General features: G+C 63.6%; 12 protein-coding genes. 4 read left to right on the top strand and 8 right to left on the bottom strand.

Going from position 1 to position 14,925, the window contains the following annotated elements; all coding sequences use genetic code 11:
- Positions 1-179 precede the first annotated feature (179 nt).
- Together C7A17_RS07655 and gbdR are read left to right on the top strand one after the other, a co-directional pair.
- Positions 180-1,556, top strand: a complete 1,377-nt coding sequence (locus tag C7A17_RS07655; RefSeq protein WP_106737473.1) for an L-serine ammonia-lyase — start codon at positions 180-182, stop codon at positions 1,554-1,556.
- A gap of 409 nt (positions 1,557-1,965) precedes the next feature.
- Entirely contained in the window at positions 1,966-3,060 is a 1,095-nt protein-coding gene (gene gbdR, locus C7A17_RS07650) for a choline metabolism transcriptional regulator GbdR (RefSeq protein ID WP_106737472.1), read from the top strand.
- An 87-nt stretch (positions 3,061-3,147) separates the two neighbouring features.
- On the opposite strand, the gene C7A17_RS07645 is transcribed toward gbdR, so the two are convergent.
- The 8 genes from C7A17_RS07645 to C7A17_RS07605 all read right to left on the bottom strand — a co-directional run bounded on the left by C7A17_RS07645 (position 3,148) and on the right by C7A17_RS07605 (position 12,649).
- Positions 3,148-3,399 (bottom strand): hypothetical protein, encoded by a 252-nt coding sequence (locus C7A17_RS07645; RefSeq protein ID WP_106737471.1) that lies wholly within the window; start codon positions 3,397-3,399, stop codon positions 3,148-3,150.
- Positions 3,400-3,424: 25 nt separating this feature from the next.
- On the bottom strand, positions 3,425-4,198 hold the full coding sequence (etfB, locus tag C7A17_RS07640) for an electron transfer flavoprotein subunit beta (protein ID WP_106737470.1): 774 nt from the start codon (positions 4,196-4,198) through the stop codon (positions 3,425-3,427).
- Positions 4,199-4,245: 47 nt separating this feature from the next.
- On the bottom strand, positions 4,246-5,475 hold the full coding sequence (etfA, locus tag C7A17_RS07635) for an electron transfer flavoprotein subunit alpha (protein ID WP_106737469.1): 1,230 nt from the start codon (positions 5,473-5,475) through the stop codon (positions 4,246-4,248).
- Positions 5,476-5,596: 121 nt separating this feature from the next.
- Positions 5,597-7,558: a dimethylglycine demethylation protein DgcB gene (gene dgcB / locus C7A17_RS07630; protein ID WP_106737468.1), complete on the bottom strand. Its 1,962-nt coding sequence runs from the start codon at positions 7,556-7,558 to the stop codon at positions 5,597-5,599.
- Between the two features lie 107 nt (positions 7,559-7,665).
- Positions 7,666-9,726: a dimethylglycine demethylation protein DgcA gene (gene dgcA, locus C7A17_RS07625; protein ID WP_106737467.1), complete on the bottom strand. Its 2,061-nt coding sequence runs from the start codon at positions 9,724-9,726 to the stop codon at positions 7,666-7,668.
- 92 nt (positions 9,727-9,818) lie between these two features.
- Positions 9,819-10,349: a DUF5943 domain-containing protein gene (locus tag C7A17_RS07620; RefSeq protein ID WP_106737466.1), complete on the bottom strand. Its 531-nt coding sequence runs from the start codon at positions 10,347-10,349 to the stop codon at positions 9,819-9,821.
- 121 nt (positions 10,350-10,470) lie between these two features.
- Positions 10,471-11,448 carry a dipeptidase gene (locus tag C7A17_RS07615; protein WP_106737465.1) on the bottom strand — a complete coding sequence of 326 codons (978 nt, stop codon included), beginning with the start codon at positions 11,446-11,448 and terminating at the stop codon, positions 10,471-10,473.
- A 253-nt stretch (positions 11,449-11,701) separates the two neighbouring features.
- On the bottom strand, positions 11,702-12,649 hold the full coding sequence (locus C7A17_RS07605) for a GlxA family transcriptional regulator (protein ID WP_106737463.1): 948 nt from the start codon (positions 12,647-12,649) through the stop codon (positions 11,702-11,704).
- 318 nt (positions 12,650-12,967) lie between these two features.
- On the opposite strand from C7A17_RS07605, the gene choX reads away from it, so the two are divergent.
- Both choX and cdhC read left to right on the top strand, forming a co-directional pair.
- Positions 12,968-13,900 carry a choline ABC transporter substrate-binding protein gene (gene choX / locus C7A17_RS07600; protein ID WP_106737462.1) on the top strand — a complete coding sequence of 311 codons (933 nt, stop codon included), beginning with the start codon at positions 12,968-12,970 and terminating at the stop codon, positions 13,898-13,900.
- Between the two features lie 96 nt (positions 13,901-13,996).
- Positions 13,997-14,884 (top strand): 3-dehydrocarnitine:acetyl-CoA trimethylamine transferase CdhC, encoded by an 888-nt coding sequence (gene cdhC, locus C7A17_RS07595; protein WP_106737461.1) that lies wholly within the window; start codon positions 13,997-13,999, stop codon positions 14,882-14,884.
- The last annotated feature ends 41 nt before the right edge of the window (positions 14,885-14,925 follow it).

Genomic DNA, 14,925 nt, shown 5'->3' with positions numbered 1-14,925 from the left:
CATAGCAAGAGGTGGGCCGCCCCAGGGCTGGGAAAACGACGCGGGCATGTCGAAACGAGACGTGCTCGTCAGATCCGTTGACGACGACGTGAATGGGCACGCACTGGTCGGTGTCAGACGCGGCTGCAATGGTGAAATCCCGATGATGAGCGGCGACTCATCCAGCGAGGTTTTCCAGCGTGGCTATCAGCGTTTTCGACCTGTTCAAGATCGGCATCGGACCGTCCAGCTCTCACACCGTGGGGCCGATGCGTGCGGCTGCATTGTTCGTCGCGGCGCTGCGCGAGCGGGAACTGCTGGAGCGAGTGCAGCGCATCGAAGTGCGTCTGTATGGCTCGCTGTCAGCCACCGGTGTAGGCCATGGCAGCGACCGTGCAGTGATCATGGGTTTGATGGGGGAATGGCCTGACAGCATCGACCCGGTGCAGATCGCCCCGCGCATGGCCACGTTGCTGGAGTACGGTGAGCTGCTGCTCGACGGTCGTCTGCCTATCGCTTTCGACTGGGTGCGTGACATGCGTCTGCTGGACGAGAACCTGCCCTATCACCCGAATGCCATGACCCTGATTGCAGAGGGTGAGGGCGGAGAGCTGCATAGCGATACCTATTACTCGGTTGGTGGCGGTTTCGTGGTCGACGCGGCGCAAGCCGCCGGCGGTCGACTCGATCAGGATCACACCGAGCTGCCTTACGATTTTTCCAGTGGCGCCGAGCTGTTGCGCCTGTGCCGCCAGCATGGTCTGCGCGTGTCGCAACTGATGTTGGTCAACGAAAAAGCCTGGCGCAGTGAGGCGGAGATTCGTGCCGGGCTGCTGAAACTGTGGCAGGCCATGCAGGATTGCGTGACCAACGGTTTGCGCGAGGAGGGCATTCTGCCTGGCGGACTGAGCGTACGGCGGCGCGCCGCCAAGCTGCACCGCAGCCTGCAGGAACTGGGCAAGCCCAACGTGATCGGTAGCACCATGAGCGCCATGGAGTGGGTCAACCTCTACGCATTGGCGGTCAACGAGGAAAATGCCGCCGGTGGGCGCATGGTTACCGCGCCTACCAATGGCGCTGCCGGGATCATCCCCGCGGTGCTGCATTACTACATGCGCTTCAACCCCGATGCCAACGATGCCGATGTGGTCGACTTCCTGCTGGCGGCTGCGGCAATCGGCATTCTGTGCAAGAAGAATGCATCGATTTCCGGCGCCGAAGTGGGTTGTCAGGGGGAGGTCGGCTCGGCCTGCGCCATGGCGGCAGCTGGGCTTGCCGAGGTGCTCGGCGCCACGCCCGAACAACTTGAGAACGCTGCCGAGATCGGCCTGGAACACAATCTCGGACTGACCTGCGACCCGGTCGGTGGCCTGGTGCAGGTGCCCTGCATCGAGCGCAACGCAATTGCTGCGGTGAAGGCGATCAATGCGGCGCAGATGGCGCTGCGTGGCGATGGCGAACATCACATCTCGCTGGATCGGGTGATCCGCACCATGCGCGATACCGGTGCCGACATGCATGACAAGTACAAGGAAACCTCACGCGGTGGTCTGGCCGTCAGCGCCATCGAGTGCTGACCTTTGCTGGTGCAACATCCGATCCGTGACGGCCGGTTCGCGAGCTTTTGGTGCGGCCAGAAATGGTCTTGTCCATGCTCGTGGTGACCGGTCGGTCGAGGTTGTTACCGTCCGTCCGTTACTGCCGCTGTTGGGCGTCGTAGCACGCCCCTCAGGCAGTGCTACCGAAATGCTCAAGCCCGCGTGATACATGGGCTCGTGAGCGGTTCGCCGGCTTCTTCCTCATCCCTCGGAGCCCCGCCTGGTGCGCCACGCACCGATGGTCTATTTTTATTGAACGTGTATTCAATTTAGGCATGACCTTTGCCTGAAATATGGATAGCGGCCCGGTTGCCGAAACCCGGGCGAGAACAAAACAGAGGCCCATTTCAAATGGGCTCATACCGTGCTTAGCGTGAGGGTTTCATCGATGTCGCAGTTCACTCAAGGGGCACAACCCCAGAACCGTGTCGCCCAGTCCATCGGCTTTCTCCTGCTGGACAACTTCACCCTGATTTCCCTTGCTTCGGCGGTGGAACCCCTGCGCATGGCCAACCAGCTTTCCGGCAAGGAGCTGTATCGCTGGCACACCCTCACTCATGATGGTCTACCGGTCTGCGCCAGCGATGGCTTGCAGATCACCCCGGACGCCGCGATGCAGAATGCCCCGGCCCTGGATGCGGTGATCGTCTGTGGCGGCGTGGATATCCAGCACAGCGTCAAGCGTGAGCATGTCAGCTGGCTGCAACTGCAGGCGCGCCAGGGCCGTCAGCTGGGTGCGGTGTGCACCGGCAGCTGGGCGCTGGCCAAGGCTGGTCTGCTCGATGGTTATGACTGCAGCGTGCACTGGGAATGTCTGGCCTCGATGCAGGAAGCCTTCCCACGCGCCGCCATCACCACTCGCCTGTTCTCCATCGACCGTAACCGCAACACCAGCTCTGGTGGCACCGCGCCGATGGACATGATGCTGCACCTGATCGGCCAGCTGCATGGCCGTGAACTGGCTGCCGGTATCTCTGAGATGTTCATCTACGAGCGCATCCGCAACGAGCAGGATCACCAGCGCGTACCGCTCAAGCACATGCTTGGCAGCAACCAGCCGAAGCTGCAGGAAATCGTCGCGCTGATGGAGGCCAATCTGGAAGAGCCGATCGATCTCGACGAGCTGGCCTGCTTCGTCGACATCTCGCGTCGTCAGCTCGAGCGCCTGTTCCAGAAGTACCTGCACTGCTCGCCGTCGCGCTATTACCTGAAGCTACGCCTGATCCGTGCGCGCCAACTGCTCAAGCAGACCAGCATGTCGATCATCGAAGTGGCCTCGGTCTGTGGCTTCGTGTCCACCCCGCATTTCTCCAAGTGCTATCGCGAGTACTTCGGCATTCCGCCACGTGACGAGCGTGCTGGTCAGTCGGGTTCCAACCTGGTGGTGTTGCTGCCGATCCCCGAGCATCAGGTCAACTCCAGTGCCGTGCTGGCGCTCAATCGCGCTCAGGGGGAGTCGACCTTCGCCAGCGTGCGGATCTGAGTCGAGTCGCAATGAAAACGGGGCGCCAATGGCGCCCCGTTTCGTTGTGTGCCGCGATCCATCTCGTTCTTACGTTGATCGCTGGCGTCACACAGGTTTCGGCACCAGAGCTGGCAGCAGATGCCGGCTGATTGCTTCACGCACGTTGGGCAGCAGGGTTGCGCTGCCGCCGAGCAACTCCTCGACCAGGCGACGCAAGGCGACGGCGCGTTCGGGGCTGAGGCCGCTGACGGCCAGCTCGCAGGCCTGTTCCGGCGAGGCGCCCGATGGAATGCTCAGGCCCAGTGATACCAGGCGCTCGCGAAAGTCTTCCTGGTCGATCAGATCGGCATGCATCATGGTCGTGACTCCTTGGCTTGGGGCGTCAACGTAAGACGCCTTCCTCGATAAGTAGTTTGAAGATAGCTTCAGCGCCGTCTTGTGGCGAGACGTCCTTGAGTACCTGGCCGCCGCCACCACTGGCTTTGGCCGTGGCCGCCTTCATACGTTCCGCTCCCGTCTTGGCCTTGATCACCTTGAGGCGCTTGGGCCGTGGCTTGCCCGGTTGCAAGGTAGCGCTGGCCAGCAGCGGGTCATCTACCACCGTGACTTCATGAGCTTCGATCAGACCGCGCCGGGCCGGGCCAAAGGCGCTCTGCCGTGCGACTGGCGCGGCGTTGTCGACACTGGCAACGCAGGGCAGGCGTACCTTGAGCCGGCGCCGCTGACCCCGTGGCAAAGCCTGCAATACCTGAGCCACGCCGTTTTCCACTTTCTCCACTTCGGCCAGACCGACGACCATCGGCCAGCCCAGGCGCTCGGCCAGCAGGAACGGCAGCATGCCAGAGCCCTCGCCGGTTTCCGCCTGGCTGCCCGTTAGCACGAGCTGCGTGCGGCTGCCTTGCAGGTAGTCGACCAGCAGTGGCAGTGCATCGGCACCTTCGGGTTGCTCCAGCACATCGAGCTGTTCCAGGCCCATGCCCAGGTAACCGCGCAGGGCTTCGGCCTGTGGGTCGCCGGCGTGCAGCAGTTGCAGGTTCTGACCGCCCAGGCGCAGACCAAGCTCCACTGCGCGGGCGTCCTGCTCGGCGCGGCGTGGGCGGCCGGAGGTCGGGTGGGCGCCGACCGAGACCAGAGCGACGATATTCAGATCAGTCATGGTGTCCCCGTAGCCCGGATGCAATCCGGGAAAAATGGTGGTGCCCCTTACGCCGCATCACGTTTGCCCTCTTGGCGCCAGGCTGCGACGCGCTCGATCAGCGCTTGCAGGATCGCTGCCGAGTCGCCGATCACCGAGAGGTCAGCACGCTTGATCATGTCGCAGCCGGGATCCATGTTCACCGCTACCACCTTGTCGCAGGCACCGATGCCCTGCAGGTGCTGGATCGCACCGGAAATACCGACTGCCAGGTAGACACGGGCGGTGACCCAGGTGCCGGTGGCACCGACCTGACGGTTACGCGGCATGAAGCCATCGTCCACCGCCACGCGTGAAGCGCCTTCGGTGGCGCCGAGGGCGACGGCGGCCTGGTGGAACAGGTTCCAGTCCTTCACGCCGTTGCCGCCGGAGAGAATGAACTCGGCTTCGGCCATGGGAATTTGCGCAGGATCCACGGCCACCGGGCCGAGATCTTCGATACGCGGCAGGCTGTGGGCGACCTTTTCGCCCAGTTCCAGCACACGAGCTTCGTGGCGAGTTTCGCTGACCGGCTCGGCGCATTCGGCGGCGGCCAGGATCAGCCGTGGCAATGCGCGCTGAATGTCCTGCAGGCCGGCACCGGCGCGGCCAGTGGCTTGTTCGCCGGCGACCTGCCATACGCGCGTGGCCGGACGCTCACCGAGTTTGGCGGCCAGGCGCCGGCCCAGCTCGCCGCCACCGGTGCGGCTGTCAGGCAGCAGCCAGTGACGCGGCGCCAGCTGGCTTTCCACGGCGCTCAGTGCCAGTACGCGGGCTTCCGGGGCATAGCCGTCGAAGGCGTTGCCCTCGATGCGCAACAGGCGGTCGACGCCGGCTGTGTCGAAGGCACTTTCCTTGTCCTCACCGAATACCACGGCTACGACGACACCGCTGTCTCCGGCAAGCTTGCGGGCCAGACCGAGCAGGTCCTTGTCGTGGTTGGACAGGCGTCCACCGACCATGTCCGGCACCACGCAGATGTGGAACGCTGGCTGTTCGACGACGTGCAGCGGCAGTTGCACCTCGACGCTGGCGCTGCTGCGCTTGCCGCTGGTGCCCTGCTGGGCACCGCTGCGGTCGATGCGCTTGAGCCCGGCGGGGCCGATAAAACCGGCGGCAATGGCGTGCGGGTTCTTGCGGATGATGCCGCCCGGGCCCATCCAGCTGGTTTCGGCCTTCTGCATCGACGCATGCAACGGATGCAGTCGGTTACGGGCGATCCACTCGGCGCGTGGGTCGCGGCGGATGATGTCGCTCATTGCATAGCCTCCAGAGTGAGCCTGGGAGCGGCTGGGCGGTACTCCGCTTCAACCGCGCACAAGAACATCGCGGCTGAAGCCGCTCCTACGGTACAGGGGGTATGGCTGGCTGGCTGAGTCATCACTGCACCTCCGCCACTTCGCGCTTGGCGGCGGGCCGCTTGGCCGGCACCTCGGTGGCTTCGATCAGCACCTCGGCTACCAGCTCGGCGATGTCCTTGATCTCCGGGCGCGGTGCGACCACGCCTTCGAGCATTGCGGTGCACTGCGGGCAGCCGACGGCGACCAGTTCGGCACCGGTCTCCTTGATGTCGACCATGCGCATGTCGGGGATACGCTGCTTGCCAGGAATATCGGTGATCGGTGCGCCACCGCCGCCGCCGCAGCAGCGCGAGCGGAAGCCCGAGCGTTCCATTTCCTTCACTTCGATGCCGATGGCTTTCAGTACCGAACGTGGCGCTTCGTACTCGCCGTTGTAGCGACCGAGGTAGCAGGGATCGTGGTAGGTCACGCTGGCCGCTTTACTCTGGCCGAGGTTGAGCGAGCCCTTGCGCACCAGTTCGTCGATGAAGGTGCTGTGGTGCAGCACCTGGTAATTACCGCCAAGCGCGCCGTATTCGTTCTTCAGCACGTGGAAGCTGTGTGGGTCGCAGCTGACGATGCGCTTGAAGCGGTACTTGGCCAGGGTAGCGATGTTGCGCTTGGCCAGACTCTGGAAGGTCGCCTCATCGCCCAGGCGACGGGCCACGTCGCCGCTGTCGCGTTCTTCCAGGCCGAGCACGGCGAAGTCGACGTCGGCAGCCTTGAGGATCTTCACGAAGGCGCGCAGGGTGCGCTGGTTGCGCATGTCGAAGGCGCCGTCACCGACCCAGAACAACACATCGGTTTCGCCCTTGTCGGCGAGCAGCGGCAGGTTCAGGTCGGCGGCCCAGTTCAGGCGGCCGCCAGGGTTGAAGCCGCCAGGGTTGTCGGTGGCGATCAGGTTGTCCAATACCTCGGCGCCCTTGTTGGGCGTCGCCCCCTTCTCAAGCGTGAGATGACGGCGCATATCGACGATGGCGTCGACGTGCTCGATCATCATCGGACACTCTTCGACGCAGGCGCGGCAGGTGGTGCACGACCACAGGGTGTCGGCATCGACCAGCGCCTTGCCTTCAAGAGCGACGATTGGCTGGTGTGGGCCGCCACTGTGTTCGCCCAGCGGCTTGCCAGGGTAGGGCGAGCCAGCGAACTTGGCGTCGCTGCCGCCGGCCAGGCCAATGACCATGTCCTGGATCAGCTTCTTCGGGTTCAGCGGCTGGCCGGCGGCGAAGGCCGGGCACATCGCTTCGCACTTGCCGCACTGCACGCAGGCGTCGAAACCGAGCAGTTGATTCCAGGTGAAATCGGTGGGTTTTTCCACGCCCAGCGGGGCTTTGTGGTCGTCCAGGTCGAGGGCTTTCAAACCGGTGGAGCGACCACCGCCGAAGCGTTCGCTGCGACGGTGCCAGGCCAGGTGCAGGGCACCGGCGAAGGCGTGCTTCATCGGCCCGCCCCAGGTCATGCCCAGGAACAACTCGGACACGCCCCAGGCCACGCCCACTGCGAGGATGGCGGCGAGAATCCATCCACCAAAACCAGCGGGAAGAATCCCAGCAACCGGCAACGTGGCGATAAAGAAGCTGACGGCGAACATCAGCAGGCTTTTCGGCAGGCGCATCCACGGGCCTTTCGACAGCCGCGACGGCGGGTCGAGGCGACGTTTGGCGACGAACAGCGCGCCGACGAACATCAGCACCGTGGCGGCCAGCAGGGCAAAACCGAGGATGCGGTTATGCAGGCCGAAGCCGTGCACGAGGATGGCCAGCACGGCGGCCAGAATGAAGCCGCCGGCGGTGGCGACGTGGGTCTTGGACATGTATTTGTCGCGCTCGACCACGTGGTGCAGATCCACCAGGTAGCGACGCGGCATCTTCAGCAGGCCGCCGATCCAGTCGACCTTCGCCGGTCGGCCGCGGCGCCACATGAAGAAGCGCTTGGCCGCGCCGATGACCGCAAGGGCCAGGGCGGCGAAGAGCAGGATGGGGAGAATGGTGTTTAGCATCGAGGACATCCTCAGGCCCGAGGGTGGGGCTGGTGGGAGGGGCTTTAGCCGCGATGTTTTTTACCTTGTCGCGGCTAAAGCCCCTCCCACGCCGGGTCAGCGTTAGATCAGAAGTCCTTGCACAGGCGCAAGGCGTCGTAGATCGCCGCGTGGGTGTTGCGCTGGGCCACGCAGTCGCCGATACGGAACAGCAGGTAACCATCGCCCGGCTCGCTCAGACACGGCTGCGGCTTGATCGCGAACAGTGCGTCGACGTCGATCTGACCCTTGTTGCGCGAGCCTTCCTTGAGGGCGTAGTACAGTGATTCGTCAGGACGCACGCCGTTCTCCACCACCACCTGGTCGACCACACGCTCTTCCTTGGCACCGGTGTATTCGTTCTCCAGCACGGCGACCAGCTTGTCGCCTTCGCGGTAGACCTTCTCCAGCATCAGGTCGCCGGTCATGATCACTTCTTTCGGATACAGGCTGCGGTAGTAGGTCGGGAAGCTGGTGCCGCCGATGGCCACGCCTGGCTTGATGTCGTCGGTGACGATCTCTACCTGTGAACCCTTGTCGGCCAGGTAGTCAGCCACGGACATGCCGGTGAATTCGCAGATGGTGTCGTACACCAGAACATTCTTGCCCGGTGCGACCTTGCCCGAGAGCACGTCCCAACTGCTCACCACCAGGCCTTCGTCGGCGCCCCAGTGCTCGTTTTGTTCGAGGAACGGATGGCCGCCGTTGGCCAGCACTATGACGTCCGGTCGCAGGTCGAGGAGGGTCGCCTCGTCGGCCGCGGTGCCCAGGCGCAGGTCGATGCCCAGGCGTGCCAGTTCCAGCTGGTACCAGCGGGTGATGCCGGCGATCTGGTCGCGCTGCGGAGCGCGGGCGGCGATGGTGATCTGCCCGCCGAGGCTGTCCTGCTTCTCGAACAAGGTCACGTCGTGGCCACGCTCGGCTGCGACACGTGCCGCCTCCATGCCGGCCGGGCCACCACCGACGACCACCACCTTGCGTTTCACGCCGGTGGTTTTCTCGATGATGTGCGGCACACCCATGTACTCGCGACTGGTCGCGGCGTTCTGGATGCACAGCACGTCCAGGCCCTGGTACTGGCGGTCGATGCAGTAGTTGGCGCCGACGCACTGCTTGATCTGGTCGATCTGGCCCATCTTGATCTTGGCGATCAGGTGCGGATCGGCGATGTGCGCACGGGTCATGCCGACCATGTCCACGTAGCCGCCTTCGAGAATGCGCGTGGCCTGGTTCGGATCCTTGATGTTCTGCGCGTGCAGCACCGGTACCTTGACCACTTCCTTGATGCCGGCCGCCAGGTGCAGGAACGGCTCCGGCGGGAAGCTCATGTTGGGGATGACGTTGGCCAGGGTGTTGTGGGTGTCGCAACCTGATCCAACGACACCAATAAAGTCGAGCATGCCGGTGGCGTCGTAGTAGGCGGCGATCTGTTTCATGTCCTCGTGGGACAGGCCGTCCGGATGGAATTCGTCGCCGGTGATGCGCATGCCGACGCAGAAGTCGTCGCCGACTTCCTTGCGCACGGCCTTGAGCACTTCCAGGCCGAACTTCATGCGGCCCTCGAAGGTACCGCCCCACTCGTCGGTGCGCTTGTTCACGCGCGGCGACCAGAACTGGTCGATCAGGTGCTGGTGCACGGCGGACAGCTCGACGCCGTCGAGACCGCCTTCCTTCGCGCGGCGTGCGGCCTGGGCGTAGTTGCCGATGATGCGCCAGATTTCCTCGATCTCGATGGTCTTGCAGGTGGCGCGGTGCACCGGCTCGCGGATGCCGGACGGCGACATCAGGGTCGGCCAGTGGTAGCCGTCCCAACGCGAGCGGCGGCCCATGTGGGTAATCTGGATCATGATCTTGGCGCCGTGCTTGTGCATGGCGTCAGCGAGATTCTGGAAGTGCGGAATGATGCGGTCGGTGGACAGGTTCACCGAACTCCACCATTGCTGCGGGCTGTCGATGGCCACCACCGACGAACCGCCGCAGATGGCCAGACCGATGCCGCCCTTGGCCTTCTCCTCGTAGTACTTCACGTAGCGCTCGGTGGTCATGCCGCCGTCGGTGGCATAGACCTCGGCGTGCGCGGTGGAGAGCACGCGGTTGCGGATGGTCAGCTTGCCGATCTGGATCGGCTGGAACATTGCTTCGAAGGCCATGACCTTCTCCTCGATTCGGCTGCTACGCGCTCACGGTGCGCGGTGTTCTTTCGTGGGGTGGATGGCTTTCGCCACCCACCGTGGCGTTCTGCTTAGAGCGGGCGAGTGACGAACAGGCCGTCGTCGTGACCCTCTTCGGAGCCGCTGTATTCCTGCACGGTGACGGTGCGGATCGGGCTACCCTTGGCGGCCAGGATCTGGTCGATGGCACCGGAGAACCAGCCGGTGAACATGTAATCCACCTTGCGATTCACCTTGCCGTAGACGTAAACGAAGGCCGAATGCTTGAGCTTGACCTCGGCATGGCCGGTTTCCAGGTCGAGCTTCTGCGTTTCGAACAGCCCCCAGCCACGCTGCGACAGGCGCTTCATGTAGTGCTCGAATACGGCGGCACCTTCAAGGCCGTGGCACTCGGCTTCCTTCTCGCACCAGTGCCAGGCGGACTTGTAGCCGGCCTTGTAGAGAATCTCGGCGTATTTCTCGGCGCCGAGCACTTCCTCGATGCCCATGTGGTTGTTGACGAAGAAGTGGCGCGGCACGTACAGCATCGGCAGCGCGTCGGTAGTCCAGACGCCGGTTTCATCGTCGACCTGGATGGGCATTTCGGGGGCGTGGGTGGCCATGTACGCAAACTCCTGAGTTCGAACCGTAGGAGCGGCTTTAGCCGCGAAGCTTCAGGGCATACCGTCCCTTCGGGACGGCTCGCGGCTGAAGCCGCTCCGACAGAAATTGGGGTGGAAGGGCTTACTCGCCCCAGACGTCTTTCAGTACGCGTACCCAGTTCTCGCCCATGACCTTGCGCACCACGCGCTCGGGCATGCCGCGTTTGAGCAGGGTCTCGGTGAGGTTGGGGAACTCGCCCACGGTGCGGATGCCCAGTGGGTTGACGATCTTGCCGAAGCTGGTCAGGCGGCGGGCGTAACCCTTGTCGTGGGTCAGCCACTCGAAGAATTCCTTGCCGTGGCCCTGGGTGAAGTCGGTGCCGATGCCGATGGCGTCTTCGCCCACGAGGTTCATCACGTACTCGATGGCTTCGGCGTAATCGTCGATGGTCGAGTCGATACCCTTGGCCAGGAACGGCGCGAACATGGTCACGCCGACGAAGCCGCCGTGGTCGGCGATGAACTTCAGCTCTTCATCGGACTTGTTGCGCGGGTGTTCTTTCAGGCCGGACGGCAGGCAGTGCGAGTAGCAGACCGGCTTCTGGGATTCGAGGATGACCTCTTCGGAGGTCTTGGAACCGACGTGGGACAGATCGCACATGATGCCGACGCGGTTCATCTCCGCGACGATCTCGCGGCCGAAGCCGGACAGGCCGCCGTCGCGCTCGTAGCAACCGGTGCCGACCAGGTTCTGGGTGTTGTAGCACATCTGCACGATGCCCACGCCGAGCTGCTTGAACACCTCGACGTAGCCGATCTGATCCTCGAACGCGTGGGCGTTCTGGAAGCCATAGAGAATGCCGGTCTTGCCTTGTTCCTTGGCCCTGCGGATGTCGGCGGTGGTGCGCACCGGAATGACCAGGTCGCTGTTCTCGCGGATCAGGTTATTGCTGGTGACGATATTGTTCACCGTGGCCTGGAAGCCTTCCCACACCGACACGGTGCAGTTGGCCGCAGTCAGGCCGCCCTTGCGCATGTCTTCGAACAGTTCGCGATTCCACTTGGCGATGATCAGACCGTCGATGACGATGCTGTCGGCGTGTAATTCGGCTGGGCTCATCAGGCTTGTCCCCTAAACGGATGCACCGAGTCGGTTGTCGGTGCTTTGGGGAGAGCTTATCCCTGGGGGGCAGGGCGACCCGGTGCAAAAACGACTGGGGGTTTGCCGAAAGCGTCAAGCCGAGGTCGTGGACGGATATGTCGTCGTTCCGACCGCTTATACGCAACTTGGATTGGACGGTAGGGTGCGCCGTGCGCACCGCGAATTGCACGGTATTGAGTTGTGTACACGATATGGGCAGCCCAGCGGCATCCTACGAAGCCGGCCGCTCGTGGCGATCCTGGCTGGGGCTGGCGGTGAAGCGCTTACGGTAACTGCGTGAGAAATACGAGGCCGAGTCGAAGCCGCAGGCCAGGCTCACCTCCAGTACGCTGAGATCGCTCTGGCGCAGCAACTGGCGTGCCTTGTCCAGACGCAGGCCGAGGTAGAAGGCTGACGGCGTGGTATCCAGATGATGGCGAAACAGCCGCTCCAATTGACGTACGGTAATGCCTACCCGTTCGGCCAGCTCTTCGCAGGGCAGGGGCTGTTCGCATTGGCGCTCCATCTCGCCGATCACCCGCACCAGTTTCTTGTTGTGCAGGTCATAGCGGCTGGCGATCTGCATGCGCTGGTGATCCAGGCGGGTACGGATGCGGCTGACCACGAACTGTTCCGACACCTGTACGGCCAGCGGCTCGCCGTATTCCTGGCCGATCAGGCCGAGCATCAGATCGAGGCTGCTGGTGCCGCCTGCGCTGGTGATGCGTTTGCCGTCGATCTCGAACAGTTCCTGGGTGACCAGCAGTGCCGGGTAGCGTTCACGAAAGGCGTCGATGGCCTCCCAGTGCAAGGTCAGGCGCTGGTGCTGGAACAGCCCGGCTTCGGCCAGCACGAAGCTGCCGGTGTCGATGCCGCCAAGGATCGCCAGTTCAGGCTCGCGCCGTTGCAGCCAGTGCGCCAGATGCGCGTCGTAATGGGCCAGTGGCTCGAAACCGGCGATCACGAACAGCGCGCGCGCCTCCTCTGGCAGCTCCAGGCCGCCATCGACGTTGAGCGACATGCCGTTGCTGGCCTGCACGGCGTTGCCGTCCTGGCTGAGCAGGCGCCAGCGGTAGAGTTCGCCACGAAAGCGATTGGCCACCCGCAGCGGTTCGATGGCCGACATCAGGCCCATCATGGAGAAGCCGGGTAGCAGCAGGAAGCAGAAGGTCTGGGGCATACGATTATTGCGCCAGTACTGGAGTGGTAGGTAGCCCGGATGCAATCCGGGAGCTGGATTCCCGGATTGCATCCGGGCTACGGCGTGTTCGATCCAAATAGGAGCGGCCAGACATTAATACGCCAGTACGGCCCCTGTGCAAACAAGTGGTCGGTATAGGTCAATCAAGCGTCGTCCAAGTGCGAATAACCCATTGGAGCGAAGCGTAAGGTGGTTTCATCGGGAGACAAGGTTCCCGAGCACGGTGGGGGTTCTGTCTGTAGGCAGGCCTCTAGAAGAACGAAATAAAACCGCTGTGACACGATGAGGAGCACCCAGATGAAAGGTCTTACCGCGCTGGCCGCGTGCTGCACCCTGAGCCTGTTCAGTACCTCCCTGCTGGCCGATGATGCCAGTTGTAAAACCGTTCGAATCGGCGCCGTTGGCTGGACCGACGTGGTTGCCACCACCGCTGTCGCCAGCGAGTTGCTGCAGGGGCTCGGCTACGAAACCAAGCAGACCCAGGCATCGCAACAGATCATCTTCGCCGGTATCCAGAAGGGGCAGATCGACGCCTTCCTCGGCTACTGGAAGCCGATTATGGATGACAACATCAAGCCCTTCCTCGACGCTGGCGCAGTCAAGGTCGCCGCCGAGCCGTCGTTGAACGATGCCGTGGCGGTACTCGCCGTACCGAGCTACACCGCTGACAAGGGCCTCAAGACCCTGGCCGATATCGCCAAGTTCAAGGACGAGTTGGACGGCAAGATCTATGGCATCGAAGCCGGTTCGGGCGCCAATACGGCGATCCAGAAGATGATCGACTCCAACCAGTTCGGTCTGGGTGGCTTCAAGCTGGTGGAGTCCAGCGAGGCTGGCATGCTCGCCGCCGTCGGCCGCGCCGCGCGTAACGAGAAACCCGTGGTGTTCTTTGGCTGGAAGCCGCACCCGATGAACCTGTCGATGCAGATCACCTACCTGACCGGAACCGAGGACGTATTCGGTCCCAATGACGGCGCCGCCACCGTGTCCACCGTCACTGCGCCGGATTATGCCGAGCGTTGCCCCAACGCCAACCGTCTGCTCACCAGCCTGCGCTTTACCAGCGAGCAGGAGGCCGAGCTGATGCAGCCGATCATGGATCGCAAGGCGCCAGCGCAGGTGGCGCGTGACTGGATCAAGGCCAATCCGCAGGTGGTCGAAGCCTGGCTCGATGGCGTCACCACCCTCGACGGCAAGCCGGCCAATACGGCACTGGTCGCCGGCAACTGACACCAGGGCGCCGGGCTGTCCGGCGCCAATTTCCCCTATTCAAGGTCTGCGGCCATGCCGTCGGCCCCCGTTCGCCCCCGGAAAGGACAGTCGAAGATGAATTACGAAGTTATCGTCACCTGCGCGGTGACTGGCGCTGGCGATACTGTCGGCAAGCACCCCGCGATCCCGGTGACGCCCAAGGAAATCGCCGCCGCCGCCATCGAGGCAGCCAAGGCCGGCGCCACTGTCGCCCACTGCCATGTGCGTGATCCGCAGACTGGCAAGCCGAGCCGCGACGTGGCGCTGTACCGCGAGTTGGTCGAGCGCATCCGCGAAAGCGACACCGACGTGATCATCAACCTCACCGCCGGCATGGGTGGCGACCTGGAAATCGGCAAGGGCGAGCAGCCGCTGGAGTTCGGCACTGGCACCGATCTGGTCGGACCGATCACCCGCCTGGCGCATGTCGAGGAACTGCTGCCGGAAATCTGCACTCTGGACTGCGGCACACTGAATTTCGGCGACGGCGACTTCATCTACGTCTCCACCCCGGCGCAGCTGCGCGCCGGTGCCAAGCGCATCACCGAACTGGGGGTGAAGGCCGAACTGGAAATCTTCGACACCGGCCACCTGTGGTTCGCCAAGCAGATGATCAAGGAAGGCCTGCTGGACGACCCGCTGATCCAGCTGTGCCTGGGCATCCCCTGGGGTGCGCCAGCCGACACCACGACCATGAAGGCCATGGCCGACAACCTGCCGCCGGGCATCACCTGGGCCGGCTTCGGCATCGGCCGTATGCAGATGCCGATGGTCGCCCAGGCCATGCTGCTTGGCGGCCACGTGCGGGTGGGGTTGGAAGACAACATCTGGCTGGATCGCGGCGTGCACGCCAGCAACGGTCAGTTGGTCGAGCGCGCCGTCGAGATCATCGAACGCCTCGGCGGCCGCGTCCTGACTCCGGCCGAAGGGCGGGAAAAGATGAAGCTCAAGCGTCGCGGCTAACGCACAGCGCTCCCCGTGGGAGGGGCTTTAGCCGCGACAAC

Source organism: Pseudomonas mendocina (assembly GCF_003008615.1).
Classification (GTDB): Bacteria; Pseudomonadota; Gammaproteobacteria; order Pseudomonadales; family Pseudomonadaceae; genus Aquipseudomonas; species Aquipseudomonas mendocina_C.
This window is presented reverse-complemented; position numbering and strand designations above follow the sequence as displayed.

Coding starts and splice junctions, on each gene's coding strand:
- gbdR (WP_106737472.1), top strand. CDS start 1,966: ATGTCGCAGTTCACTCAAGGGGCACAACCCCAGAACCGTGTCGCCCAG.
- C7A17_RS07645 (WP_106737471.1), bottom strand. CDS start 3,399: ATGATGCATGCCGATCTGATCGACCAGGAAGACTTTCGCGAGCGCCTG.
- etfB (WP_106737470.1), bottom strand. CDS start 4,198: ATGACTGATCTGAATATCGTCGCTCTGGTCTCGGTCGGCGCCCACCCG.
- etfA (WP_106737469.1), bottom strand. CDS start 5,475: ATGAGCGACATCATCCGCCGCGACCCACGCGCCGAGTGGATCGCCCGT.
- dgcB (WP_106737468.1), bottom strand. CDS start 7,558: ATGCTAAACACCATTCTCCCCATCCTGCTCTTCGCCGCCCTGGCCCTT.
- dgcA (WP_106737467.1), bottom strand. CDS start 9,726: ATGGCCTTCGAAGCAATGTTCCAGCCGATCCAGATCGGCAAGCTGACC.
- C7A17_RS07620 (WP_106737466.1), bottom strand. CDS start 10,349: ATGGCCACCCACGCCCCCGAAATGCCCATCCAGGTCGACGATGAAACC.
- C7A17_RS07615 (WP_106737465.1), bottom strand. CDS start 11,448: ATGAGCCCAGCCGAATTACACGCCGACAGCATCGTCATCGACGGTCTG.
- C7A17_RS07605 (WP_106737463.1), bottom strand. CDS start 12,649: ATGCCCCAGACCTTCTGCTTCCTGCTGCTACCCGGCTTCTCCATGATG.
- choX (WP_106737462.1), top strand. CDS start 12,968: ATGAAAGGTCTTACCGCGCTGGCCGCGTGCTGCACCCTGAGCCTGTTC.
- cdhC (WP_106737461.1), top strand. CDS start 13,997: ATGAATTACGAAGTTATCGTCACCTGCGCGGTGACTGGCGCTGGCGAT.